This is a genomic window from Pseudomonas sp. NS1(2017) (assembly GCF_002269425.1).
GTDB classification, from domain to species: domain Bacteria; phylum Pseudomonadota; class Gammaproteobacteria; order Pseudomonadales; family Pseudomonadaceae; genus Aquipseudomonas; species Aquipseudomonas reactans.
This window is the reverse complement of the sequence record NZ_CP022960.1, coordinates 854,874-879,109: the sequence shown is the minus strand read 5'-3', so window position 1 is coordinate 879,109 and position 24,236 is coordinate 854,874. Positions and strand designations below refer to the sequence as shown.

Below are 24,236 nucleotides of genomic sequence, written 5' to 3'. Positions count from 1 at the left end.
TTGCCCTTTATTGTTTTCGTTATCAGGGATTTACTGCGCGAACAATCCTGCGAAGTCCTTGAAGCCTTTTACTTCGATGGGGTTGCCACTGGGGTCGAGAAAAAACAGGGTGCGTTGTTCGCCCGGCTCGCCGGCGAAGCGGATCACGGGCGGGATCTCGAAGGGCATACCCAGTTGGGTGAGGCGTTCGGCCAGTACCGTCCACTCATCAAGCGGCAGCACGACGCCAAGATGCGGCATCAGGACATGATGCTCACCTACCAGGCCGGTACGCGTGGTGGGAAAGGGCGTGCCCAGGTGCAGTGAAAGCTGGTTGCCGAAAAAATCGAAGTCGATCCAGGTCTCGCTGCTACGGCCTTCCGTGCAGCCCAAAACATCTCGATAAAAAATGCGCGCCTGGTTTAGGTCATAAACATGGTATGCAGCGTGGAAAGGTCTGTTCATGGGGAATCTCCGGGTGGGGGAGCCCTCAAATTAAACAGGCCGTGTATCCGGGTAAAACGGATTCGCCTTGGTCTGAGCGAAAGGAAAACTTATGGATGTTCGATTCCTGAGAAGCCTGGTTGCCGTCATTGAAGCCGGCTCCATTGCTGCGGCCGCACGACGTGAAAACCGTACGGCGGCGGCGATCAGCCAACGGATCAAGGCGCTTGAGCGGACACTGGGTTGCACGCTGCTTATGCGCACGGCGCACGGTGCGTGTGCCTCGGACCAGTGCCTGCTGTTGTTACCAAAAATTCAGGCCGTCATTGAGCAGGCGCGTGAGTTGCAGGAGGACCTGAGCCAGGATGGCTTATCGGGAGAGATCAAGGTCGGTGCTGTTTCAACGGCATTAACCGGCGTCCTGCCAGAGGCGATCGAGCGAATGGCGCTGTCGGCACCGAGGCTCAGGCTAAAGATCACACCAGGAGACTCCAGAAGCCTCTATGAACGATTGCTGACCCAAGAATTGGACGCGGTGCTGCTTGTCAGGCCACCGTTTCAGCCACCCAAGGCGTTGGCGGCGACTTTGTTGCGGGTCGAACCGTTGGTTCTGATTGCGCCCACGGAGTGGGGGACGCGGACGTTGGAAGCATTGCTGCGTGAACAGCCACTGATCCGCTACGACGCTCGGTCGTGGGGTGGGCAGATTGCCCAGCGTTACCTGGAGGACCAGTCCTTTGATCCACAGGTGTTGTGCGAGCTGGATGCCTTGGAAACCATTGCCATACTCGTTGCCCAAGGCATGGGGGTATCACTGGTACCGCAGTGGGCGGGGATGTCATGCAGTGGCCTATCCGTCTTGCCGGTCGACGACGCGCCTCGCTATGCGCGGGACTTGGTTGTCATGCATAGCTCGACGCCGCGCCGCCCGGTGGCGATGGGGCATCTGCTTGAACACCTGCGCAGAGCGTCTGCGCACTAGCAACGTGGAGTCTCACGGGCTCACTGCGGCTCGGCTACGCGTTTTACGACTCGACCAATGGTCAAGCCCTGCAGCAAGATCGATGACAACACCACGATGTAGGTGATGCTAAGCAGCAGGTCACGTTCCGGACCCAGCGGCAAAGCCAGTGCCAGTGCCACCGAGACGCCGCCACGCAAACCGCCCCAAGTCAGGATGCGGATGGTGCCGCGTGGCACGGTGCGCCAACGCCGCAGTAGCAGAATTGCCGGAGCCACCGTCAGCAAGCGCGACAGCAGGATTGCCACGGCCAGCAGGCTGGCGGCGAATACATGCAGCCAATTGAACGGCAACAGCAGCAGTTCCATGCCGATCAGCGCGAACAGCAGCGCATTGAGCATGTCGTCGAGCAGCTCCCAGAAGCCGTCGAGGTAGCGACGGGTCATGTCGTTCATCGCCAGCTTGCGGCCCAGGTTGCCGATGATCAGGCCGGCGACCACCATTGCAATCGGCGCAGAGACATGCAGCTCGGTGGCCATTGCTGAACCGCCGATCACCAGGGCGAGGGTCAGCATGACTTCGATCTGGTGCTGCTCGATGCTCTTGATCATCAGGTAGACCAGGTAGCCGATCAGTCCGCCGAATACCACGCCGCCGATGGCTTCATGGGCGAACAGCATGGCAGTGGCCCCGACGGTCGGTGCTTCACCCAATTGAGCGATGCCCAGCAATACGGTGAAGACCACCACGGCGGTGCCATCGTTGAACAGCGACTCACCAACGATGGTGGTTTTCAGCGGTTTCGAGGCGTTGGCTGTACGCAGCACACCCAACACCGCAATCGGGTCGGTAGGCGAGATCAGCGCGCCGAACAGCAGGCAGTAAAGGAAGCTCACATGCCAGCCGAACAGGGCGAAGATGTAGTACGCCAGGCTGCCGATCACTACGGTTGCGATCAGTACGCCGAAGGTCGCCAGCAGGCCGATGGGCCAGCGGTAGCTGCGCAGGTCGTTCAGGTTCACGTGCAAGGCGCCGGCGAACAGCAGGAACGAGAGCATCCAGTTCATCAGCAAGTCGCCGAAGTCGATCTGGCCGATCAACTGCTGGATACGCTCTTCCAGGCCTGGGTAACCGAGAACGCTCAACCCTTGCAGGATCAGCGAAAACACTAGGGCCGTGACCATTACTCCGATGGTGGGTGGCAGGCCGATAAAGCGGAAGTTCACATAAGTGAGCAGGGTGGTGAGGCAAATAAAGGCGGCGACAAGTTCAAGCATCCGGGGTCCTTGGAAGTTGGGTGGCAGTGCATTGTTGGGGGGATGGACCGCGCCAGCGGCGCGATGTTGCAAGGCATTGGATAAAACGCCATAGAACCTTTGGGCGAGCCAGGGCTCATAGCGGGTGAGTGCGGTTTGGTATTTTTAGTGCTAAAACTCTAATCGCTATTTAAAACTACAAAAGGAATGTGTGATGACGGTCGCTTTCTGGTGTGTGTTGATCGCAATTTTTCTACCCTACCTGTGCACAGGTGTGGCCAAGTTCAGCGGTGGCAAGTTCGGCCCACGGCAGAATCATGACCCGCGTGCTTTCCTGGACACCCTTGAAGGGTTTGCCAAGCGTGCCCACAGTGCTCAGCTCAACAGTTTTGAAGTCACGCCGGCCTTCGCGGCGGCAGTGATCATCGCGCACCTGGCCGGCACGGCCGAATTGGTGACCATCAATGTTCTGGCTGTGCTGTTTATCACCAGCCGCCTGCTGTACATCATCTGCTACCTGGCAGACTGGGCGATGCTGCGTTCGCTGGTGTGGTTCGTGGGGATGGCGTTGATTGCGAGTTTCTTCTTTGTCTCGATGTAGGAGCGAGCTTGCTCGCGAAAAACGTCAACGATAACGCACCCTTCCAGATTTAACGCGGCGCACTTGGGGTCTTCGCGAGCAAGCTCGCTCCTACAGTGGGGTTTCAGCGAAGGTCAGTTCCCCGCCGGCGCATCCGGCACCTGGGGCAACGCTGCACCCTTTGGCCACAACATCCAGATCTGCCCCTGCTGCTTCATGTTCCCGGCCAGTTCACCCGCCGCATCGCCGGTGCCCCAGAACAAATCTGCACGCACTTCACCCGTGATCGCGCCACCGGTGTCCTGTGCAGCGACGGGGCGTGCGATTGGCGATCCGTCGGGCTTGGTGGTCGACAGCCATAACAGACTGCCCAGCGGAATCACCTTGCGATCCACCGCCACGCTGTAGCCGGCGGTCAATGGCACGTTCAAGGAGCCACGTGGGCCTTCGTTGCTGTCGGGGCGCGCGCTGAAGAACACATAGCTCGGGTTGCTCGCCAGCAGTTCCGGAATGCGTTGCGGGTGCGCCTTGGCCCAGGCGCTGATGGCACCCATGGTGACGTCTTCTTTCTTCAGCTCGCCTTGCTCCACCAACCAGCGGCCGATAGGGCGATAGGGGTAGCCGTTTTGGTCGCCATAACCGACGCGCAGTTGGCGCCCGCCGGCCAGTTGGATGCGGCCCGAGCCCTGGATTTGCAGGAACTGCAGGTCCATCGGGTCCGTCAGCCAGGCAATCGGTTTGGCGGTGGAACCCTGGCCGTTGATGGCGCTGGCATCGTCGTAAGGCTTGAGCACACGACCTTCCAGGCGACCGCGCAGGCGCTTGCCCTTGAGTTCGGGGTAGATACTTTCCAGGTTGACGATGATCAGGTCGTCCGGCACGCCGTATACCGGCACGTTGGCTTTGGCGGTTTTAGTCAGGCTGCCGGGGTAGACCGGTTCGTAGTAGCCGGTGATCAAGCCGTTGGGCGTGTTGTCGGCAGAGCGCAGGCCGAACACATCCAGACGCTCCTTGAGGAAGCCCCGCACCGCCGCAGCATTAGCGGGCACGGTCGCAGCGGCTGCGCACGTCGCACCCCAGATCGGGTCCGCCTTGAGGCGTTGGCAGGCGCTGCGCCAGGATTCAAATCCCGCCAGCAAGTCGCTGTCGGACACCGCCGGCAACGCTTCCCACGGCGCATTGACATAAGTGGCGACGGCGTGAGGCTTGGGTGTTTCATCTTTGGCTGTTTCTTTGCCCGCGTCGCAGCCGGCCAGCAGTGCGATCATCGGCAGAGCCCACGCCAGGCGTCGGCTCCAGGGTTTCAAGCTGAGGTTCATACAAACACTTCCTGAAGCGGTTGCCCGCGTCGCAACGCTGCTGGGCAACCCTTATTATTAATAGGGCTATTGGTCTTTGCGGGCGGGGCGAGGATACTGGCCGCCGTTTCCCGTGACCTCGAAGCCACCATGACTTTTAAAAGACTGACCGTTGTATTGCTGGCCTGCCTGACATTGTCCGCCTGTGGCGGCGTAGACCCGAATTCGCCGCTGGGCCAGCGCAAGGCGATCTTCAAACAGATGCTCAAGACAGGCGAAGACCTGGGTGGCATGCTGCGCGGGCGCATCCCGTTCGACGGCGCCAAATTTGCCGAAGGCGCGGTCAAGTTGGACGCGTTGTCCCATGAGCCTTGGAAGCATTTTCCGAGCGTGCGCGAAGAAGATCACACCAGTGCCAAGGATGATGTCTGGCAGAAGCAGGCGCAATTCCAGCAACTGGCCCGCGACCTGGAAGCGGCCACCGGTGAATTGGTGACCGCGAGCCAGGTTCAGCCTTACAAGGCCAGCAACCTGGGGCCGGCGGTGCAGAAAGTCGAAGATGCCTGCAGCGCCTGCCATAAGCAGTTCCGGGACCACTGACCGGTTTTACTGATCGAGTTCTTCCACCGCGTCCTGCAGTTCTTTGCGGGACTCGGCGAGTTTGTCCTTACGTTTGTTGATCTTGTCTGCGTCGCCTTTTTTCATGGCCTTGTCGAGGTCGGCCTGACGGCGGCTGACTTCATGCTTGGCATCCAGCACCTTGTTTTCGCGCTCCTTCTTCAAGGACGCGTCGGTGCAATTGGCGGTGACTTCGCTCAGGGCTTTTTCCAGGCCGGCTTGCTGGGCGCTGTTGCCGTGGGCCTTGGCCTGTTCGATCTGGGCGCTGATGGCTTGGCGCTTGGCGGCGCAGCCGGTGAGCTGAGGCGCCTCTTCGGCGGCCAGCACGGGGGTCGCCATGAAGCTTGCCAAGGTCAACAGGGCAAAGGGTGCTAGAAATTTCATGTGGGACTCCAAGGTCGTAATCTGATGGTCGGCTCGGGTTCAAAAACCGTCGATGCCGGCCACGTGTAATGTGTCTGCCAAGGCCTGTACTTGCGGGTCGCGGAAAAAAGCGCTCAGTTGCGCCGCACGGCCCGGGCCGATGCCATCAATGGCCTGCCAGGCCTGGGTGTCGCGCGCGACCAGCGTCTGCCAGTCGCCTTCCAGGTTGTTGCGTGCCGCAGGCGGTACGCCTAAGGCTTTGAGCCATTGAGCAAAGGACTGTTGCCGCGCGTTATGGAGGCTTTCGAGCACGCGCGCGCGGCTGCGATCACCCAAGCCATCAATGTTAGCAAGCTCTGCCGCATCCAGGGTTAACCAATCGAGAAAGCCTGCGATTAGACCGGCCTGGATCAATATGTTCCAGGTCTCACGCCCTATATGGGGTAATGCAAGGCCTTGATTGCTGCTCAGCCAGGTCAGGCGTGCGAGTAACTGCTCTTCGCAGCCAGGGTCCAGTTGCCAGCAGCTCAAAGCATGATAGTCCCGTGGGTCAGGCACTTTCAGGTCTGCCCTATGAGGGTTTCGCAGGATGACTTCATCCAGTCGCGGGATCACCTGGCCCGCCAGGCTGATGGAGACCTGGTCGCCAGGTCGGATATCCAGCGCTTGCCAACGCTTCAATGAGCCGGTGCTCACCCGGCTGATCTGCCGGTCATCCAACCGCACGGGTTCCAGCTCAAGCATGGGCGTGATGCGTCCGGTGCGGCCGATCTTGAATTGCACGTTGCGCACCAGTGCCAGGGCCTTGGCCGCCGGGTACTTCCAGGCCACCGCCCAATAAGGTTCACTGGCCTGCCAGCGTTGGGCGGGTGCGCGCTGCGCCTGGTGCAGCACCACCCCATCGCTGGCGAATGGCAATGGATGGTTGTACCAATAGGCGCGCCAGTGCGTGGCGTCGGCGATATCCCGGATGGGCTGACTGTAGCGTCGGCTATCGGTAAAACCCCAGCGTGCCAGTGTGGCCAGGCGCTCGGTAAACGAGTCAGGCCCCTCCGGCCACGCCCACACGAACAGTCCTATGCCGGCCGCGTCGGCGTCGCTCAGTTGCAGGCGGTTCATCAGCCCGGCCACCTTGCTGCGGGCATTGAGCCCGCCGTTTGCCGATTGCACATGGTCGTCGAGTCGCCAATAGAGTTCGCCTTGCAGCACCAGGTCGATAGGCTCCGGCAGTTGCTGGACAATGCCGGGGATCTTGCGCGCGGACACTGACCAGTCGCGGCCCATCAAGCCGTCGCCCCGGCTGATGACGTGCCGCAGGCGACCTCGTTGATAGACCAGCGTCACCGCCACGCCATCCACCTTGGGTTGAATCCATACCTCTTCGCGTGTTTGCAGCCAGGTACCGACCGCCTGTTCATCTGGCAGCTTCTCAAGACCAGTATGGGCAATGGGGTGAGCTCGGGTGCCGCGTGAACTCGCCAGTGGCTTGTCGGGTTTCGTGAGGGCATCGGGGAAACATTGGCGCCAGCGGGCCAGGCGTTGACGCGCCTGGTCATAGAGTTCGTCGCTGACGGGGGATTGGTTGAGGCGGTGGTAGCTGTCGTCCCACAAGCGTATCTGTTCGGCCAGGGTGTTGACCTGTGCCCGGTCTGTGTCGGGACACTCCTCGGCCCACCCCACGCTGGGTAAAATGCTGAGTAAAAGTGCTAGCAGTAAATGCATCATGAGCATCCTTGCTCGAAAAGGGTGCCCAGCCTAAATGATCCACTCAGGCACAAAAAAGCCCCGACGCTGCGGGGCTTTTTACTGGGTGTTTCTATTTACTTGAACAGACCACCCAAGGCTTTCACGGCGTCGGGCTTATCCGCCTTGGCCTCCTGTGTTTGCTGCTTGGCGTCGGCTTTGGCCTGGGCTTCAGAAAGTTTGTCACAACCTTTGTTGATCTGGTCCTGGGCGGCTTTGAAGGCCTTCACTTTCAGGGTGTCTTTCTGGGCTTCGGCGGCATCGATCTTGGCTTGCAGGTCGTTGGCTTGTTTCTGGCAATCGCCGGAGTTGCCGCCACCCAGTTGGGCGCTCAGGGCGCCACTCAGTGCGCTCAGGTCGGCGGCATTGACCGGCAGGGCGAACAGGCTGAGCAGAAGGGCGGCAGGGGCGAGCGTGGAAATGCGCATGAAAAACCTCAATGTTCGATTGCCTGCGCGCTGATGAATCCCGGGCTGGCGCAGGGCAATATCCAAATAAGGTGACGGGCCCGAGAGGGCGCGGATTCTAAGGGGCCATCATTGGGCCTGCAAGCTTTGGATCCAAAAAGCGTGAAGGTCGTCGCGCAATAAAAAAGCCCCGCCGGAATAACCCGGCGGGGCTCTTGTGCATCGAGAGCGATTACAGGCCGGCGGCAGTGCGCAGGTCGTTGGCGCGGTCGGTTTTTTCCCAGGTGAAGGTGGTGAAGGTGTCGTCGCCGACAGTCTTCTGCGCAGGGGTACGCCCGAAGTGGCCGTAGGCTGCGGTTTCCTGGTACATCGGGTGCAGCAGGTCGAGCATGGTGGTGATCGCGTAAGGGCGCAGGTCGAAGATCTCACGCACCAGCTTCACGATCTTGTCATCGCTGATCTTGCCGGTGCCGAAGGTATTCAGCGAGATCGACGTAGGCTGGGCCACACCAATGGCGTAGGAAACCTGGATCTCGCAACGCTCGGCCAGGCCGGCGGCGACGATGTTCTTGGCCACGTAACGACCTGCATAGGCTGCCGAACGGTCAACCTTGGATGGATCTTTACCCGAGAACGCGCCACCGCCGTGACGGGCCATGCCGCCGTAGCTGTCGACGATGATCTTGCGACCGGTCAGGCCACAGTCGCCCACTGGGCCGCCGATGATGAACTGGCCAGTCGGGTTGATGTGGAACTGGGTGTCCTTGCTCAGCAGTTCGGCCGGCAGCACGTGCTTGACGATCAGCTCCATCACGCCTTCGCGCAGGTCGGCGTAGGACACGTCCGGGTTGTGCTGGGTCGACAGTACGACAGCGTCGATACCGACGACTTTGCCGCCTTCGTAACGGCAGGTCACCTGTGACTTGGCGTCCGGGCGCAGCCACGGCAGCAAGCCGGATTTACGCGCTTCGGCCTGACGCTGCACCAGCTGATGCGAGAAGGTGATCGGCGCAGGCATCAGCACGTCGGTTTCGTTGCTGGCATAGCCGAACATCAGGCCTTGGTCGCCGGCGCCTTGATCTTCAGGCTTGGCACGGTCGACACCCTGGTTGATGTCCGGGGATTGCTTGCCGATGATGTTCATCACGCCGCAGGTCGCGCCGTCGAAACCGACGTCGGAGCTGGTGTAGCCGATGTCGGTGATCACGTCACGAACGATCTGCTCCAGGTCAACCCAGGCCGTGGTGGTCACTTCGCCAGCGATGATCGCTACACCGGTTTTCACCAGAGTCTCGCACGCCACACGGGCGAACTTGTCTTCAGCAATGATGGCGTCCAGCACCGCGTCAGAAATCTGGTCGGCGATTTTGTCCGGATGCCCTTCAGACACGGACTCGGAGGTGAAAAGGGAGTATTCGCTCATCTCGATGTTTTCCTGATATTTACCGATGGTGAGTGTCGCCAGCCGGCCGCTGAAAATGGCGGACCTGAATCTGGAAACCATTACGTAAACCTACATAGAGGCTTTCCCCGGGAACAAGTCCCGCAGCGGTGGCCCAACGGGCCAGATCATCCTGTTCAAAACCCAGCCAGAGATCACCGCAGGCCTCCCTGGCCCAATTCTGGTTGTGGCTGCATAAATCCGTAACCAGCAGGCTACCGCCGGGGTGCAGCAGCCCGGCCATTTGCTTGAGGGCGTCAGCGGGGGCGGCGAAATGGTGCAAGACCATGTTCAACACCACGCAGTCGGCCTTGATCGTTGTGCTGTTCAATGCGTCGGCCAACTGCAGGCTGACATTGCCCAGCGACTCGCGCTCACAGAGCTGGCGTGCCAGTTCGAGCATCGCCGGGCTGTTGTCCAGTGCGGTGACTTGCTGGAAGCGCCGCGCCAGCTCTGGCAGGAAGCCGCCGTCGCCAGGGCCGACTTCCAGTGCCGTGGCGTCATCACTGAAGCTCAATTTGTCGAGCAGCGCCAATACGCTGTCGCGGTATTGGGCAAGGCCAGCAATCAGGTCTTGCTGGGCGCGAAATTTCTCGGCAACCCGTGCGAAAAAATCCTGGCTGGCGGCGGCGCGTTGCCCATGCACCTGGCCGATGCGCGACTGTACGTCGCTGGGCAGGCTCAGGTTATCCACTTCTTCAAGCAGGGCTGCGTGCAGCTTGCCGCCCAGCAGCTCGGTATGGGGCAGGGCGCGGCGGTAGAAAATCGCATTGCCTTCGCGGCGGGTGGCCACCAGGTCGGCCTGGGCCAGCACCTTCAAGTGATGGCTCATGCCGGATTGGCCAATGGCAAAGATCTGCGCCAGTTCCAGTACGCCGAAGGAATCGTTGGCCAGTGCGCGCAACACGTTTAGACGCAACGGATCGCCAGCGGCCTTGCACAAGGCTGCCAGTTCATCGCCGTCGTCGGGGCGCAGTGAGGGCATGGGTAGATTCATAAGGCCAGCAGTCTAGTGACGGGTCGAGTGCATCGCAAGGCCAATATCAAAAAGTTTTGATATTGATCGATAAGTGGCGGTTATAAGCCGCCGCTATAACCTTTAGACGAACCGGCTAAAGGTTTCTGCAAGGGATTGATGCCCAAAGCACAGGAAAAACGTCCTCAAGTGACTATCTGTCATTGCCCACAGGCGGTGGCTGAGGGAAAATGCCGGTCCTTTTTTCCGTTTCTTTTCAGCAAACCCCAGGAGATCAGCGATGCCCAGCCGTCGTGAGCGTGCCAACGCCATTCGTGCCCTCAGCATGGATGCCGTGCAAAAAGCCAACAGCGGCCATCCCGGTGCCCCGATGGGCATGGCGGATATCGCCGAGGTGCTTTGGCGTGACTACCTGAAACACAACCCGACCAATCCATCGTTCGCCGACCGCGACCGCTTCGTGCTGTCCAACGGCCACGGTTCGATGCTGATCTACTCGCTGCTGCACCTGACCGGCTACGACGTCACCATCGACGACCTGAAAAGCTTCCGTCAACTGCACAGCCGCACCCCGGGCCACCCGGAATTCGGCTACACCCCAGGCGTTGAGACCACCACCGGTCCCCTGGGCCAAGGCCTGGCCAACGCCGTTGGCTTCGCGCTGGCTGAGAAAGTCCTGGGCGCGCAGTTCAACCGCCCTGGCCACGACATCGTCGATCACCACACCTATGTGTTCCTGGGTGATGGCTGCATGATGGAAGGCATTTCCCACGAAGTCGCTTCCCTGGCTGGCACCCTGGGCCTGGGCAAGCTGATCGCGTTCTACGATGACAACGGCATCTCCATCGACGGCGAAGTCGAAGGCTGGTTTACCGATGACACCCCTAAGCGTTTCGAAGCCTACAACTGGCAGGTGATCCGCAACGTCGACGGCCACGATCCGGAAGAGATCAAGACCGCCATCGACACCGCCCGCAAGAGCGCGCAGCCGACCCTGATCTGCTGCAAGACCACCATCGGTTTCGGTTCGCCGAACAAGCAGGGTAAAGAAGACTGCCACGGCGCCCCGCTGGGTGACGCGGAAATCGCCTTGACCCGTGAAGCCCTGAAGTGGAACCACGGCCCGTTCGAAATTCCGGCCGACATCTACGCCGAATGGGATGCCAAGGAAAAAGGCCTGGCCACCGAAGCCGAGTGGGACCAGCGTTTCGCGGCCTACTCCGCCGAATTCCCTGAGCTGGCCAATGAGCTGGTCCGTCGCCTTGCCGGTGACCTGCCTGCCGACTTCTCGGAAAAAGCCTCGGCCTACATCGCCGAAGTCGCGGCCAAGGGCGAGACCATCGCCAGCCGTAAAGCCAGCCAGAACACCCTGAACGCCTTTGGCCCGCTGCTGCCGGAGATCCTCGGCGGTTCGGCTGACCTGGCCGGTTCCAACCTGACCCTGTGGAAAGGCTGCAAAGGCGTGTCGGCGGAAGACGCCAGCGGCAACTACATGTACTACGGCGTACGTGAGTTCGGCATGAGCGCCATCATGAACGGCGTATCCCTGCACGGCGGCCTGGTGCCTTACGGCGCGACCTTCCTGATGTTCATGGAATACGCCCGCAACGCCGTACGCATGGCCGCGCTGATGAAGAAGCGCGTGATCCACGTCTACACCCACGACTCCATCGGCCTCGGTGAAGACGGCCCGACGCACCAGCCGGTCGAGCAACTGACCAGCCTGCGCACCACGCCGAACCTGGATTGCTGGCGCCCAGCCGACGCGGTGGAATCCGCCGTGGCCTGGAAGCACGCCATCGAGCGTAAGGACGGCCCTTCGGCGCTGATCTTCTCGCGTCAGAACCTGCAGCACCAAGTGCGTACCGACGCGCAGATCGCCGACATCAGCCGTGGCGGCTACGTGCTCAAGGACTGCATCGGCGAGCCGGAGCTGATCCTGATCTCCACCGGTTCCGAAGTGGGCCTGACCGTTCAAGCCTATGACAAGCTGACTGCCCAAGGCCGCAACGTACGCGTTGTGTCCATGCCGTGCACCAGCGTGTTCGAAGCCCAGGACGCCGGCTACAAGCAATCGGTGCTGCCGTTGCAGGTCAGCGCGCGTATCGCTATCGAAGCGGCTCACGCCGACTACTGGTACAAATACGTGGGCCTGGAAGGCCGCGTGATCGGCATGACCACCTACGGTGAGTCGGCGCCGGCGCCAGCGTTGTTCGAAGAGTTCGGTTTCACCCTGGAAAACATCCTGGGTCAGGCTGAAGAGCTGCTGGAAGACTAAGGCTGTAAATCGGGGTGGCTGTACTGACGCCTTCGCGAGCAAGCCCGCTCCCACACTTGACCGAGTTCCAGCATGAGAATGCGGTCAAAATGTGGGAGCGGGCTTGCTCGCGAAAGCGGTGTGACAGCCACCCCTTTACCCAAGGTAATCGAGAACCCCATGCCTCAACCGCGTCCCTACAAAGTTGCACTCAACGGCTACGGCCGCATTGGTCGTTGCGTCTTGCGTGCTCTGTTCGAGCGAGGGGCGGCGGCCGGGTTTGAAATTGTCGCGATCAATGATCTGGCCGACATGGCCAGCATCGAATACCTGACACGCTTTGACTCCACCCACGGCCGCTTCCCTGGCGAAGTGCGGGTCGAAGGCGATTGTCTGCACATTAATGGCAACTGCGTGCAGGTCCTGCGCAGTGCCACTCCCGAAGGCATCGACTGGAAAGCACTGGGCGTCGACCTGGTGCTGGAATGTTCCGGTGTCTATCACACCCGCGCCGATGGCCAGCGTTTCCTCGACGCCGGCGCACCGCGTGTGCTGTTTTCCCAGCCGATGGCGAGCGAGTCGGACGTCGACGCCACCATCGTCTACGGTATCAACCAGGATTGCCTGACCGGCGCCGAGTTGCTGGTGTCCAACGCCTCCTGCACCACCAACTGCAGCGTGCCGCTGTTGCGCTTGCTGGATCAGGCGATCGGCCTGGACTACGTGTCGATCACCACGATCCACTCGGCGATGAACGACCAGCCGGTGATCGACGCCTACCATCATGAAGACCTGCGTCGTACGCGCTCGGCGTTCCAGTCAGTGATTCCGGTGTCCACCGGCCTGGCGCGCGGTATCGAGCGACTGCTGCCGGAACTTGCCGGGCGAATCCAGGCCAAAGCCGTACGGGTGCCGACGGTGAACGTGTCCTGCCTGGACATCACCATGCAAACCGTCAGCGACACCGATGCGATGGAGGTCAACCGGATCCTGCGCGACGCCGCCACCAGCGGCCCGCTCAAAGGCTTGCTGGCCTACACCGAGTTGCCCCACGCCAGTTGTGATTTCAACCATGACCCGCATTCGGCGATTGTCGATGCCAGCCAGACCCGCGTTTCCGGCCCACGGCTGGTGAATATCCTGGCCTGGTTCGACAACGAATGGGGCTTTGCCAACCGAATGTTGGATGTTGCGGAACATTATCTGCACATCGCCTCTAAACAACCTCAACAGTAATTCAGGAACTGCGACCCATGACCGTGTTGAAGATGACCGACCTCGATCTGCAAGGTAAGCGCGTACTGATCCGCGAAGACCTCAACGTCCCAGTCAAGGACGGTGTTGTCACCAGCGATGCGCGAATCCTGGCCTCGCTGCCGACCATCAAGCTGGCCCTGGAAAAAGGCGCGGCCGTGATGGTCTGCTCCCACCTGGGTCGTCCGACCGAAGGTGAGTTCTCCGCCGAAAACAGCCTCAAGCCTGTCGCCGATTACCTCAGCAAGGCCCTGGGCCGCGACGTGCCGCTGGTGACTGATTACCTGGGCGGTGTGGACGTCAAAGCTGGCGACATCGTGCTGTTCGAAAACGTACGCTTCAACAAGGGCGAGAAAAAGAACAGCGACGAACTGGCCCAGCAATATGCGGCGCTGTGCGACGTGTTCGTGATGGACGCGTTTGGCACCGCTCACCGTGCTGAGGGTTCGACCCACGGCGTGGCCAAGTTCGCCAAGGTTGCCGCCGCTGGCCCGCTGCTGGCTGCTGAGCTGGACGCACTGGGCAAGGCGCTGGGCGCTCCGGCTCAGCCAATGGCTGCCATCGTGGCCGGCTCCAAGGTGTCCACCAAACTGGACGTGCTCAACAGCCTGAGCCAGATCTGCAACCAACTGATCGTTGGCGGCGGTATCGCCAACACCTTCCTGGCTGCAGCCGGTCACCCGGTGGGCAAGTCCCTGTACGAACCGGACCTGCTCGACACGGCCCGTGCCATCGCCGCCAAAGTCAGCGTGCCACTGCCAGTCGACGTCGTGGTCGCCAAGGAATTTGCCGAAAGCGCCGAAGCCACCGTCAAGCTGATCGCTGATGTGGCCGCTGACGACATGATCCTGGACATCGGCCCACAAACCGCAGCCAACTTCGCCGAACTGCTGAAAGCCTCGCAGACCATCCTGTGGAACGGTCCAGTGGGTGTGTTCGAATTCGACCAGTTCGGTAACGGCACCAAAGTGCTGGCCAAGGCCATCGCAGAAAGCTCGGCCTTCTCCATCGCCGGCGGCGGCGACACCCTGGCGGCCATCGATAAATATGGCGTTGCTGACCAAATCTCCTACATTTCTACCGGTGGCGGCGCATTCCTTGAATTCGTCGAAGGCAAAGTTCTGCCGGCCGTGGAAGTGTTGGAAACCCGAGCCAAAGGCTGAGGCTCGTGATCCGGAAAAGGAGTGTTCCCATGATCAAGTCGTTGGCAATGGTGATCGCAGCGGGCCTGTTGGCTGGCTGCGGCAGCACGCCAAGCGCAGAGCCGGACGCTGGCAAGCCTGCGGCGCAGCAAAAAAAGAGCTGCTACCAGGCGGACTGGCAAGCCGAGACCATGCCGGTGATCAACAAGCGCATCGGCAACGAACGGCTGGAGAAATACGACGCCGCGCCCAACGGTCAGGAACAGGGTTGCCCTTGACGGGTCTGATCAACTGGCGGCCATCGGTCGCCTCACGAGGATTGGCAATGAAAGGCGTTTTCGCCCTGGCAGCCCTGGCCCTGTTGGCCGGCTGCAGCAGCATGAACATGTTCAGCAACAAGGCAGAAACTGCCGACAAGTGGACCACCTGGAGCTGCGACAGCAAGGCTGAGGTGAACTGGCGCTTTGCTAATCAGGCCAAATCCGAGGTGGATGTCCGTTTGGGCGGTTCCGACCAGGTTTACCGCCTCAAGCAGGACGTTGCCGCCTCGGGCGTGCTGTACAGCGACGGCCAATTGGCGTTTCACACAAAAGGTGAGGAAGGCCTGGTTTACTGGGTCGCCACCGATGATTTGATCGGGCGTGGCTGCAAAGCGCAGTAAGCCTGACAGCAATAACGATTCAGCAGGCCAGGTATTGAAAACCTGGCCGGCAATAACTTGAATAGCAGCCGCCGCTACGGCAGGCTTGCACGATTAACGACCCTCGACCGGGAGAGACAACACAATGGCACTTATCAGCATGCGTCAAATGCTGGACCACGCAGCCGAGTTCGGCTACGGCGTCCCAGCCTTTAACGTCAACAACCTTGAGCAGATGCGCGCCATCATGGAAGCCGCTGACAAGACCGACTCCCCCGTGATCGTCCAGGCTTCGGCCGGTGCGCGCAAATACGCTGGCGCCCCGTTCCTGCGTCACCTGATCCTCGCCGCGATCGAAGAATTCCCGCACATCCCGGTGTGCATGCACCAGGACCACGGTACCAGCCCGGACGTGTGCCAGCGCTCCATCCAACTGGGCTTCAGCTCGGTGATGATGGACGGCTCCCTCGGCGAAGACGGCAAGACCCCGACCGACTACGAGTACAACGTACGCGTCACCCAACAAACCGTGGCCATGGCCCACGCCTGCGGCGTATCGGTTGAAGGCGAACTGGGTTGCCTGGGTTCCCTGGAAACCGGCATGGCCGGCGAAGAAGACGGCATCGGCGCCGAAGGCGTGCTGGATCACAGCCAAATGCTGACCGACCCGGAAGAAGCCGCAGACTTCGTGAAAAAGACCCAGGTCGACGCCCTGGCCATCGCCATCGGTACCAGCCACGGTGCCTACAAGTTCACCAAGCCGCCTACCGGCGACGTGCTGGCCATCGACCGCATCAAGGAAATCCACAAGCGCATCCCCAACACCCACCTGGTGATGCACGGTTCTTCCTCGGTGCCGCAAGAGTGGCTGGCGATCATCAACCAGTACGGCGGCGACATCAAAGAAACCTACGGCGTGCCGGTTGAAGAAATCGTTGAAGGCATCAAGTACGGCGTGCGCAAGGTCAACATCGACACCGACCTGCGCCTGGCGTCCACCGGTGCGATGCGTCGCCTGATGGCCACCAACCCAAGCGAGTTCGACCCGCGTAAGTTCTTCGGCGCGACCGTGACCGCGATGCGTGATGTGTGTATCGCGCGTTATGAGGCCTTTGGTACTGCCGGTAATGCTTCGAAGATCAAGCCGATCTCGTTGGAAGCGATGTACCAGCGTTATTTGAAAGGTGAGTTGAACGCCAAGGTGAACTAAACCTCAGCGTTTATAAAAGAAGCCCGCAGCGATGCGGGCTTTTTTGTGGCTGCAATTCAATCGTGGTCAATATCCAGCTTGGCAAACGTCACCCGTGCGCCTTCCTTGCTGTCCCCACTGTTGTCCTGCACATAGGCGCCTGCCTTGAAATACAACGGCTTCGCCCCCCACGCGGCACCAATGCGCTCATTCCACTCCCCATCCGCCGCATACACGCTGAGCAGTCCGGCTTTGTTGAGGTTGATCACATAGGTAAAGCTCTTCTCCAGCGGCACATTCGACGCCACGATGATCACCCGTCCTTCATCCTCGTCCGGCCGCATGCGCACTTTGGCGACGATGTTGCCGGTCTGGGTCTTTTCCTTGAATTGATATTCCAGCTTGATCAGCGGTTTCTGGCTGTCATAGGCGTGAATCTGCCCGATGACGATCTTGCCGGAGGAGGGCACCTGATTGACCGCCAGCGTGGCGCGCAGGAAGTTGTCCGCGTCGGGGTAGGTCCAGTTGCGTAGCCGCCCATCGGCGTAGGTTTCACGCAATTCGCTGCGCGGGTACACGGCGTTCTCGGTGCGAGTGCCGGTGACGGGTGTCCAGAATTGCACGTTGCTGCCTTCGGCCTGGAAATACTGGTCTTTGAAGCCGTTCATCAGCTTCGGGGTGTCGATGGTCGCGGGCGGGGAGCCGACCGGGATGCTGAGGTTCCAGGTTGAAAGGTCGATCATGGCATTTGCCTTTTTACAGAAGGTGAAGGCTTTGGCCCGTGGGCCAGTCAGGTTCTTTATAGGTGGTGTTAACCGTCTTGTTAAATGATTGATGGCAACTTATTGGCGTCAAATGAATGCCAAAAAGCCATGTTTCCCGTGAATCGTGGGCTGTAGCGGTTGACCGTTAGTCGGCTTCCTGAAAATTGGCGCAATGATGGCACCGTCGTTACTTCTGCTTTTTTGGAAGCGGGGCTAGAGTGAGGCCTCAGAGTTTGTCCGGGTTTTCTGTCAGAATTGACCGGAGTGGCTCCCAAGGAAGAGACGTAGCATGGAATGCGCTCCACACCACGCCGATGGCAGTTCAGTTCTTTTGGTCGTCGATGACTACCCGGAAAACCTGGTCAGTATGCGTGCGCTTTTGCAGCGTGAAGACTGGCGGGTGATCACCGCAGGTTCTGGCCTGGAAGCCTTGGAGTTGCTGCTCGCCCACGACGTCGATCTGGTCTTGCTGGACGTGCGCATGCCCGGCATGGACGGCTTCGAAGTGGCTCGCCTGATGCGCGGCAGCCAACGCACGCGCATGACACCGATCATCTTCCTTACGGCCAACGCCCAGTCGCCCGCCGCAGTGCTGGAGGGCTATGCCAGTGGCGCCGTCGATTACCTGTTCAAGCCGTTTGACCCGAATATTCTCAAGCCCAAGGTCCAGGCCCTGTTGGAGCACCAGCGTAATCGTCGCGCCTTGCAGCGGCTGAGCCATGACCTGGAGTCCGCCCGTGCCTTTAATGCATCGGTGCTGGATAACGCCGCCGAGGGCATTCTGGTGGTGGGTGAGGGCAGTGTGATCGAGTACGCCAACCCGGCTATTTCGCGGCTGCTGAATGCCACCATGACGGAATTGCAGGGAGAGAGCTTCCTGAGTTTCCTGCAAAAACCCCATGTGCCGGCCTGGCTGGGGTTCCCGATGTTCGAGGCGTACCGCAAAGGCGAAACGTGGCGCCAGCACGACGCTATCTTACGCACCGGTCGCGGTCAGCAGGTACCGGTGGCGCTGTCTTGCGCGCCGTTGCCTGCCGAGCAGAAGGCCATGGTAGTGACCGTGCTGGACATGTCCGAAGTGCGTCATCTGCACCAGCAACTGGAGTTCCAGGCCGTCACCGACCCGTTGACCGGGTTGTTGAACCGGCGTGGTTTCCACCAGGCAGCAGAGAACACATTGCTGCGCAGCGAGCGTAATGAGCTATCTCTGGTGTTGCTGTATCTGGACCTGGATGGCTTCAAGCGGGTTAATGACTCGTTGGGACATGACGCAGGCGACCGGGTGTTGCGCTGGGTCTCGGAACAGATGCAGGCCTGTTTGCGATCTGGCGATATGCTCGGGCGCATGGGCGGGGATGAATTCACGGCGCTGCTGGAACTGGAATTCCCGGAGCAAGCCGCGAAGATTGCGGAAAAACTGATCGAACGGGTGTCGGTGTGCCAGCAGATCGATGGCCTGGATGTGATGCTGGGTGTCAGCATCGGTATCGCCACGTTCCCGGATTGTGGCTCGGACTTGAATGGCCTGCTGCGCGCCGCCGACATTGCCATGTACGAAGCCAAGCGCGCGGGCCGTCAGCAATATCGCTATTACGACCAGGAAATGAACGGCCGCGCCCGCTCGCGCCTGATGCTCGAAGACAGTGTGCGCACGGCGATTCAGAACAAGGATTTCACCCTGGTCTATCAGCCTCAAGTTTGTCTGGAGGACGGCCGCCTGCGTGGCGTTGAAGCGCTATTGCGCTGGCAGCATCCGAGTGTTGGCGATGTGCCGCCGGGGTTGTTTCTGCCGTTGCTGGAAGAGGCGCGGTTGATCAGCCAGCTCAGCACCTGGATTTATCAACAGGTCGCCGCGCAGCGCCAGGTGTGGCAGGCAACATTTGGTGATGAACTGGTGCTGAGCGTGAGCCTCTCCAGCAACCAGTTCAATATGCCCAACCTGGCCAGCCAACTGCAGCAGGTGATGGAGCGACATGGGTTGCAGGGTCGACAACTGGAGGTGGAAATCAGTGAAGACTGCCTGATGAGTAACCTTGAGGAGTCGACCAAGCAGCTCAAACTGTTGCGCCAGATCGGCGTGCGCACCGCTCTGGATGACTTTGGCCTGGGCAATTGCTCCCTGGCGCATCTGCGCGATTTGGCGTTCGATACGCTCAAACTCGACCCGCAATTGGTTGCGCGCCTGCCGGGTTCCGCACGGGACGCGGTGATGGCACGCAGCATCATCGAGCTGTGCGGGCATTTTGAGGTTGTGGTAGTCGCTGAAGGTGTCGAAACCCAGGAGCAAGCCCAATGGCTCAAGGCCAACGGTTGCCCGTTTATCCAGGGCCCGTTGGCGGCGCAGCCGTTGATGGCCGAGGAAGTGACGGGCTGGAGCCGCGCCCGTCTGGGCTGAATTCGTTACACTGACGGCCATCCGAACCTGTTGCAGACCCCATGACCGCGCTGAAATACCTCCAGGCCTATCCCGCCGCCCTCCAGGAACAAGTGCGCCAACTGATTGCCAAGGACCAGTTGGGTGCCTATCTGGAACAACGTTACCCCGAACGCCACGCCGTACAGAGCGACAAGGCCCTGTACGCCTACGCCCTGGCCTTGAAGCAGGAACACCTGCGCAATGCACCGGCCATCGACAAGGTGTTGTTCGATAACCGCCTGGACCTGACGCACCGCGCCCTCGGCCTGCATACAACGATCTCCCGGGTGCAGGGCGGCAACCTTAAATCCAAGAAAGAGATTCGCATTGCCGCGTTGTTCAAGGAGGCCGCGCCGGAGTTTCTGCGCATGATCGTCGTGCACGAACTGGCGCACTTCAAGGAATCGGACCACAACAAAGCGTTCTACAAACTCTGTGAGTACATGATGCCGGGCTACCATCAGGTGGAATTCGACCTGCGCGTCTACCTCACGTACCGCGACCTGCAGGGCAAACCCTGACCGTACAAGGCGACCGACCATGGATGTGAGCAAGACCAAGAGCAGCTTCTATCGCCGCCTGTATGTGGCTTACCTGATCGACAGCGGGCAGGCCAGTAATGTCCCGGCGCTGACCGACGCCACCGGCATGCCCCGGCGCACGGCGCAGGACACGATAGCGGCGTTGGCCGACTTGGACATTGTGTGTGAATTCGAGCAGGAGGACGGTGCCCGCAACCACGCCGGGCACTATCGGATTCGCGACTGGGGAGCGATTGATCGGCGCTGGATCGAGGCCAATCTCGCGCAGATCAAGCAAGTGCTGGGTTACCCCTAATCCTTTCTCATGCCGATGTGCGGAATATCATCTTCCAGGTATTCCTCTCCGGCCACCACAAACCCATAACGCCCGTAGTAGCCCTGCAAATGCGCCTGGGCTGACAGGAATATCGGTGTTTCAGGCCAGATGTCCTCAATCCGCTTGAGTGTTTCTTCCATCATCCGATGCCCCAGCCCGGTGCCACGCGCCACCGGTGCCACAATCACGCGGCCGACCACCACGTCACCGCCTTGAGTCTCTGGGTCCAGCAGGCGCAGGTAGGCCACCAACAGGTCATCCTGCCAGGCCATCAAATGGTGGGTGTCGCCGGAAAGATCCTGCCCGTCGAGATCCTGGTAGACGCATTTCTGCTCGACAACGAAGACCTCGTTGCGCAGGCGCAGGATGGCGTAAAGCTGCTCCTTGCCCAGGTCATCGTGGTGCTTGCAAACCCATTCAACGGTCATGGCATGTTCTCTTATAGATGTCTGTTGCGGATAGTAAGCGCGGCAGGCGTTTGTGTCTAAATCGGCTATTTTTGTGAGTGAAATCAAATTGCCATCACTGAGTGCGTCCTGCGCCGGTTTCTTTGTGTAATCTGAGCTACTGTTAGAACCTCAGGCCCCGCCTGAGCTAAGGCCACCGCCTGCCTGCCAAGGACTTTGAGCATGCCGCGATTCTCTCGTGCCGTTGCTTTGATTGGAGTGTTGTTGTTGGCCCAGCCGGCCCTCGCACAGCGTCTGCGCCTGGTAGCGGACGCCTGGCCACCCTTTACCGACGCCACCTTGATCAATGGCGGGCTGGCCACTGATATCGTCAGCACCGCCCTGGCCCGCGCGGGTTATGCCAGTGATTTCGAACAGGTGCCTTGGGCCCGGGCGTTGATGGGCGTGGGCGACGGTCGTTATGACGTCTTGGTGAATGCCTGGTACGACGATGCGCGCACACAACTGGGGCAATTCTCCAGCGAATACCTGCTCAATCGCGTGCGTTTCATCAAGCGGCGTGACGATCCCATTGAATTCCAGAACCTTGAGCAACTGCACGACTACCCCATCGCCGTGGTGCGTGGATATGCCTATTCGGCGGCGTTCGATGGCGATGCGCAGTTGCAGAAAGTGCCGGTGCATAACTTCGCCATGGCGGTGCGCATGCTTGCGGCGCAGCGGGTGCGGCTGACCGTGGAGGATGAATATGTGGCGCGTTATTACCTTTCCCGCGAGTCGGCGCGGGTGCGCAATTCGGTGGAGTTTTTACCCAAGCCCTTGAGTGAAAACAGTCTGCATATCTTAGTGAGCTTGAAGAACCCCGAGCATGAACAGATCGTCGCCAGCTTTGACCGGGAGATTGCCAAGATGAAGGCGGATGGCAGTTATGCGCGGTTGATGAAGCAGCATGGGATGTAGGAGCGAGCTTGCTCGCGAAAAACCCGACAGCACCGCGTAAAACCAGATGCGCTGCGTCATCGTTGACGATCTTCGCGAGCAAGCTCGCTCCTACACTTCTTTGATCAGGTGCGCCGCCAACGTGCGCAACGGCCCCAACTGCCGACAAATCAAAGCCAGTTGCGTCTGCACCAACCGCTGCCCTTCATCAATCTCATCCGGCATTTGCTCAAGATCCGCCGCCAACGCTTCCTCTGCATCGCTCTGAATCGCAATCGGCTGCTTGTTCGCAAGCCCCGTGGCGATTTCATCAATACTCGCCGCCAAGGTATTCCCGGCGCCATCGATCAGATGCTCGCGCACCTCCGCTGGCAACTGGGTTTCGCGGTGCGCGCCCAGCCCCGACAAATAGCTGAGCAACGTGTGCGACAGCACCAGGAAGCGGAAGCCCACATCCGCCTCCTTACGGAAGTGCCCAGGCTCCATCAACATGTTCGCCAGGGTGGTCGACAGCGCCGCATCGGCGTTGTGTGCATTGCGTCGCGCCAAGCGGTAGGCCAGATCGTCGCTTTTGCCGGCGGCGTACTGCTGCATGATCTGGCGCAAATAGATGCTGTTGCAGGTCAGGGTGTTGGCCAGCACTTTGTTCAGGCGCCGGCCCTGCCAGTCCGGCAGGAACAGGAATACCGCCAGGCCAGCAATCAAGCTGCCGAGCAAGGTATCGAACAGACGCGGCAGGAACAGCCCGTAGCCGTCACCCACCTGGTTGAAGCAGAACAGCACCATCAAGGTGATGGCGGCGGTGGCCAGGGTGTAGCGGGTGGTGCGGTTGATAAAGAACACCAGGCCAGCGGCGATGGCGAACATCGACTGCACCAGCGGGCTCGGGAACAGATCGAACAGCGCCCAGGCCACGGTTAGGCCGATGGCGGTGCCGATGATTCGCTGGCCGAGCTTGCGCCGTGTGGCGCCGTAATTCGGCTGGCACACGAACAGCGTGGTCAGGATGATCCAGTAGCCTTGGGAGGCGTGAATCGCATGCAACATGCCGTAGCCCACGGTCAGCGCCAGGGACAGGCGCAGGGCATGGCGGAACAGCAAGGAGGTGGGCGTCATCTGCGTGCGCAGGCGCGTCCACATTTCCTTGAGGTTGCGCGGGGCGCGGTCCAGCAGGTTGCTGTCGGTGGCGTCCGCCAGGCTGTCGGGGTTGCTGGCGTCGCCCAGCAGGCGATCCAGGGTGGACAAGTTGGCCGCCAGCGCGCGCAACGAGCGCAGCAGGCCGCGCCAGGCCGGGTTGCTCTGGATGCGCAGGTGTTCCAGGGAGGCGTTCAAATCGCCCAAGGCCTCGGCGAAGCTGTCGTCATAGATGAACGGCTGGCGCAGCTGGATCGACTCGGCCAGGGCCTGACAGGCCTTGCCCTGCTGGCGCAGCAGGCGTTGGCAGCGGAACAGCACGTCACTGTGGAAGAAGGCTTCGGCCAGAGCGTTGTAAGGGTAGTGGGACGAGCTGGCGCGTTCGTGGATGTCTTGGGCGAGGAAGTACAGCTTGAGGTAGCGGCTGACTTTTGAGCCAGGGCGGCCATTGCCCACGCGGTGCAGGATGATTTCCTTCGCCGCATTTAGCGCGGCAACGACTCGCCCATTTTGCTGGGCCAGTTCCAGGCGACGCGCTTCCACATCCAGTTGGCGAATTGGTTCGAACAACGACGACTTGAGCTTGAGGTAGCGCCCCAGTTCGCGAAACAACCGCGCCAGGCTTTGCTGCACCGGCTGGTTGGAAAACAACGCTTGCCACAGCACCGACAGCGCGCCGTACCATGCGGCACCGGCCACCAGCAGCAACGGCTCATGCCAGAAATCCGAGACCGCGCCACCGCGCTGGTCCACGCCGATCATGGTGTACACCGAGAGGATCAGCGTCGCGGAGGCAATCGCGCCATAACGTTCGCCCAAGGCGCCGAGCATGGTCAGGCAGAAGGTGGCCAGGGCCAGGGAGATCGCGAAGATCCAGGGATAAGGGAACAGCAGCTCCACCGACAGCGCGGCGATGCTGAAACACACCAGCGTCACCGCCAGGGCATTGAGACGGCCTTGCCAACTGTCATCGGTCTCGGCCAGGGCGCTGGCGATAATCCCCAGGAACAACGGGATCAGCAGCGTCATCTCATCCTGATACCAGCACAGCGCCATGCTGCCGGTGAGGGCGATGAACACTCGGATGCTGTAACTGAATTTATCCAGCGCCCACAGGCGCCGCATGGACTGCTTGAACGAGGTCGATGACATGAAGTCTGGAGTCTTCCG

General features: G+C 60.5%; 24 protein-coding genes. 13 read left to right on the top strand and 11 right to left on the bottom strand.

Going from position 1 to position 24,236, the window contains the following annotated elements:
- Window positions 1-30: 30 nt before the first annotated feature.
- Window positions 31-444, bottom strand: a complete 414-nt coding sequence (locus CI807_RS04240; protein WP_095013840.1) for a VOC family protein — start codon at window positions 442-444, stop codon at window positions 31-33.
- Window positions 445-535: 91 nt separating this feature from the next.
- Between CI807_RS04240 and CI807_RS04235 the strand changes: the two genes are divergently transcribed.
- On the top strand, window positions 536-1,405 hold the full coding sequence (locus CI807_RS04235; protein WP_095013839.1) for a LysR substrate-binding domain-containing protein: 870 nt from the start codon (window positions 536-538) through the stop codon (window positions 1,403-1,405).
- Window positions 1,406-1,425: 20 nt separating this feature from the next.
- Here CI807_RS04235 and CI807_RS04230 read toward each other — a convergent pair whose 3' ends face one another.
- A complete protein-coding gene (locus CI807_RS04230; RefSeq protein WP_095013838.1) occupies window positions 1,426-2,661 on the bottom strand; it encodes a sodium:proton antiporter in 1,236 nt (411 codons plus the stop codon).
- Window positions 2,662-2,854: 193 nt separating this feature from the next.
- Between CI807_RS04230 and CI807_RS04225 the strand changes: the two genes are divergently transcribed.
- The gene (locus CI807_RS04225) at window positions 2,855-3,241 is read left to right on the top strand and encodes an MAPEG family protein (protein ID WP_095013837.1); all 387 of its coding nucleotides are present in this window, start codon (window positions 2,855-2,857) and stop codon (window positions 3,239-3,241) included.
- Window positions 3,242-3,354: 113 nt separating this feature from the next.
- Here the strand turns inward: CI807_RS04225 and CI807_RS04220 are convergent, their stop codons facing one another.
- The gene (locus CI807_RS04220) at window positions 3,355-4,539 is read right to left on the bottom strand and encodes a murein transglycosylase A (RefSeq protein WP_095013836.1); all 1,185 of its coding nucleotides are present in this window, start codon (window positions 4,537-4,539) and stop codon (window positions 3,355-3,357) included.
- 129 nt (window positions 4,540-4,668) lie between these two features.
- Here CI807_RS04220 and CI807_RS04215 point away from each other — a divergent pair, with 129 nt between their 5' ends.
- Window positions 4,669-5,118: a cytochrome c gene (locus tag CI807_RS04215; protein ID WP_028618262.1), complete on the top strand. Its 450-nt coding sequence runs from the start codon at window positions 4,669-4,671 to the stop codon at window positions 5,116-5,118.
- Between the two features lie 6 nt (window positions 5,119-5,124).
- Here the strand turns inward: CI807_RS04215 and CI807_RS04210 are convergent, their stop codons facing one another.
- From CI807_RS04210 to CI807_RS04190, 5 genes are all read right to left on the bottom strand, one after another.
- Complete coding sequence (locus CI807_RS04210; RefSeq protein WP_095013835.1) at window positions 5,125-5,520, bottom strand: DUF1090 domain-containing protein; 396 nt, start codon at window positions 5,518-5,520, stop codon at window positions 5,125-5,127.
- A 39-nt stretch (window positions 5,521-5,559) separates the two neighbouring features.
- Entirely contained in the window at window positions 5,560-7,224 is a 1,665-nt protein-coding gene (gene ligB, locus CI807_RS04205) for an NAD-dependent DNA ligase LigB (protein ID WP_095013834.1), read from the bottom strand.
- A gap of 95 nt (window positions 7,225-7,319) precedes the next feature.
- The gene (locus CI807_RS04200) at window positions 7,320-7,670 is read right to left on the bottom strand and encodes a hypothetical protein (RefSeq protein WP_095013833.1); all 351 of its coding nucleotides are present in this window, start codon (window positions 7,668-7,670) and stop codon (window positions 7,320-7,322) included.
- A 211-nt stretch (window positions 7,671-7,881) separates the two neighbouring features.
- A complete protein-coding gene (metK, locus tag CI807_RS04195) occupies window positions 7,882-9,072 on the bottom strand; it encodes a methionine adenosyltransferase (protein WP_028618258.1) in 1,191 nt (396 codons plus the stop codon).
- Between the two features lie 19 nt (window positions 9,073-9,091).
- Window positions 9,092-10,087, bottom strand: coding sequence for a metalloregulator ArsR/SmtB family transcription factor (locus CI807_RS04190; protein ID WP_095013832.1), 996 nt, complete (start codon window positions 10,085-10,087; stop codon window positions 9,092-9,094).
- Window positions 10,088-10,346: 259 nt separating this feature from the next.
- On the opposite strand from CI807_RS04190, the gene tkt reads away from it, so the two are divergent.
- From tkt to fba, 6 genes are all read left to right on the top strand, one after another.
- Window positions 10,347-12,344 carry a transketolase gene (gene tkt, locus CI807_RS04185; protein WP_095013831.1) on the top strand — a complete coding sequence of 666 codons (1,998 nt, stop codon included), beginning with the start codon at window positions 10,347-10,349 and terminating at the stop codon, window positions 12,342-12,344.
- A 159-nt stretch (window positions 12,345-12,503) separates the two neighbouring features.
- The gene (gene epd, locus CI807_RS04180; protein ID WP_095013830.1) at window positions 12,504-13,559 is read left to right on the top strand and encodes an erythrose-4-phosphate dehydrogenase; all 1,056 of its coding nucleotides are present in this window, start codon (window positions 12,504-12,506) and stop codon (window positions 13,557-13,559) included.
- Window positions 13,560-13,576: 17 nt separating this feature from the next.
- Window positions 13,577-14,740: a phosphoglycerate kinase gene (locus tag CI807_RS04175; protein ID WP_095013829.1), complete on the top strand. Its 1,164-nt coding sequence runs from the start codon at window positions 13,577-13,579 to the stop codon at window positions 14,738-14,740.
- Between the two features lie 29 nt (window positions 14,741-14,769).
- A complete protein-coding gene (locus CI807_RS04170) occupies window positions 14,770-14,997 on the top strand; it encodes a hypothetical protein (protein ID WP_095013828.1) in 228 nt (75 codons plus the stop codon).
- 47 nt (window positions 14,998-15,044) lie between these two features.
- Window positions 15,045-15,380 (top strand): MliC family protein, encoded by a 336-nt coding sequence (locus CI807_RS04165; RefSeq protein ID WP_095013827.1) that lies wholly within the window; start codon window positions 15,045-15,047, stop codon window positions 15,378-15,380.
- Window positions 15,381-15,504: 124 nt separating this feature from the next.
- Window positions 15,505-16,569 carry a class II fructose-bisphosphate aldolase gene (gene fba / locus CI807_RS04160; protein ID WP_003177554.1) on the top strand — a complete coding sequence of 355 codons (1,065 nt, stop codon included), beginning with the start codon at window positions 15,505-15,507 and terminating at the stop codon, window positions 16,567-16,569.
- A gap of 56 nt (window positions 16,570-16,625) precedes the next feature.
- Here the strand turns inward: fba and CI807_RS04155 are convergent, their stop codons facing one another.
- Window positions 16,626-17,291, bottom strand: a complete 666-nt coding sequence (locus tag CI807_RS04155; protein WP_095013826.1) for a polysaccharide lyase family 7 protein — start codon at window positions 17,289-17,291, stop codon at window positions 16,626-16,628.
- A 310-nt stretch (window positions 17,292-17,601) separates the two neighbouring features.
- Here CI807_RS04155 and CI807_RS04150 point away from each other — a divergent pair, with 310 nt between their 5' ends.
- Genes CI807_RS04150 through CI807_RS04140 form a run of 3 tightly spaced genes read left to right on the top strand, consistent with a single transcriptional unit; the run spans window position 17,602 to window position 20,565 of the window.
- Window positions 17,602-19,707, top strand: coding sequence for a bifunctional diguanylate cyclase/phosphodiesterase (locus tag CI807_RS04150; RefSeq protein WP_095013825.1), 2,106 nt, complete (start codon window positions 17,602-17,604; stop codon window positions 19,705-19,707).
- A 41-nt stretch (window positions 19,708-19,748) separates the two neighbouring features.
- Window positions 19,749-20,249: a M48 family metallopeptidase gene (locus CI807_RS04145; RefSeq protein ID WP_010207148.1), complete on the top strand. Its 501-nt coding sequence runs from the start codon at window positions 19,749-19,751 to the stop codon at window positions 20,247-20,249.
- A gap of 19 nt (window positions 20,250-20,268) precedes the next feature.
- A complete protein-coding gene (locus CI807_RS04140; RefSeq protein ID WP_095013824.1) occupies window positions 20,269-20,565 on the top strand; it encodes a helix-turn-helix domain-containing protein in 297 nt (98 codons plus the stop codon).
- Here CI807_RS04140 and CI807_RS04135 read toward each other — a convergent pair.
- Window positions 20,562-21,014: a GNAT family N-acetyltransferase gene (locus CI807_RS04135; RefSeq protein WP_095013823.1), complete on the bottom strand. Its 453-nt coding sequence runs from the start codon at window positions 21,012-21,014 to the stop codon at window positions 20,562-20,564. The genes CI807_RS04140 and CI807_RS04135 overlap by 4 nt on opposite strands.
- A 201-nt stretch (window positions 21,015-21,215) precedes the next feature.
- On the opposite strand from CI807_RS04135, the gene CI807_RS04130 reads away from it, so the two are divergent.
- Window positions 21,216-21,953: an ABC transporter substrate-binding protein gene (locus tag CI807_RS04130; protein WP_095013822.1), complete on the top strand. Its 738-nt coding sequence runs from the start codon at window positions 21,216-21,218 to the stop codon at window positions 21,951-21,953.
- A 90-nt stretch (window positions 21,954-22,043) separates the two neighbouring features.
- Here the strand turns inward: CI807_RS04130 and yccS are convergent, their stop codons facing one another.
- Entirely contained in the window at window positions 22,044-24,218 is a 2,175-nt protein-coding gene (yccS, locus tag CI807_RS04125) for a YccS family putative transporter (protein ID WP_095013821.1), read from the bottom strand.
- Between the last annotated feature and the right edge of the window lie 18 nt (window positions 24,219-24,236).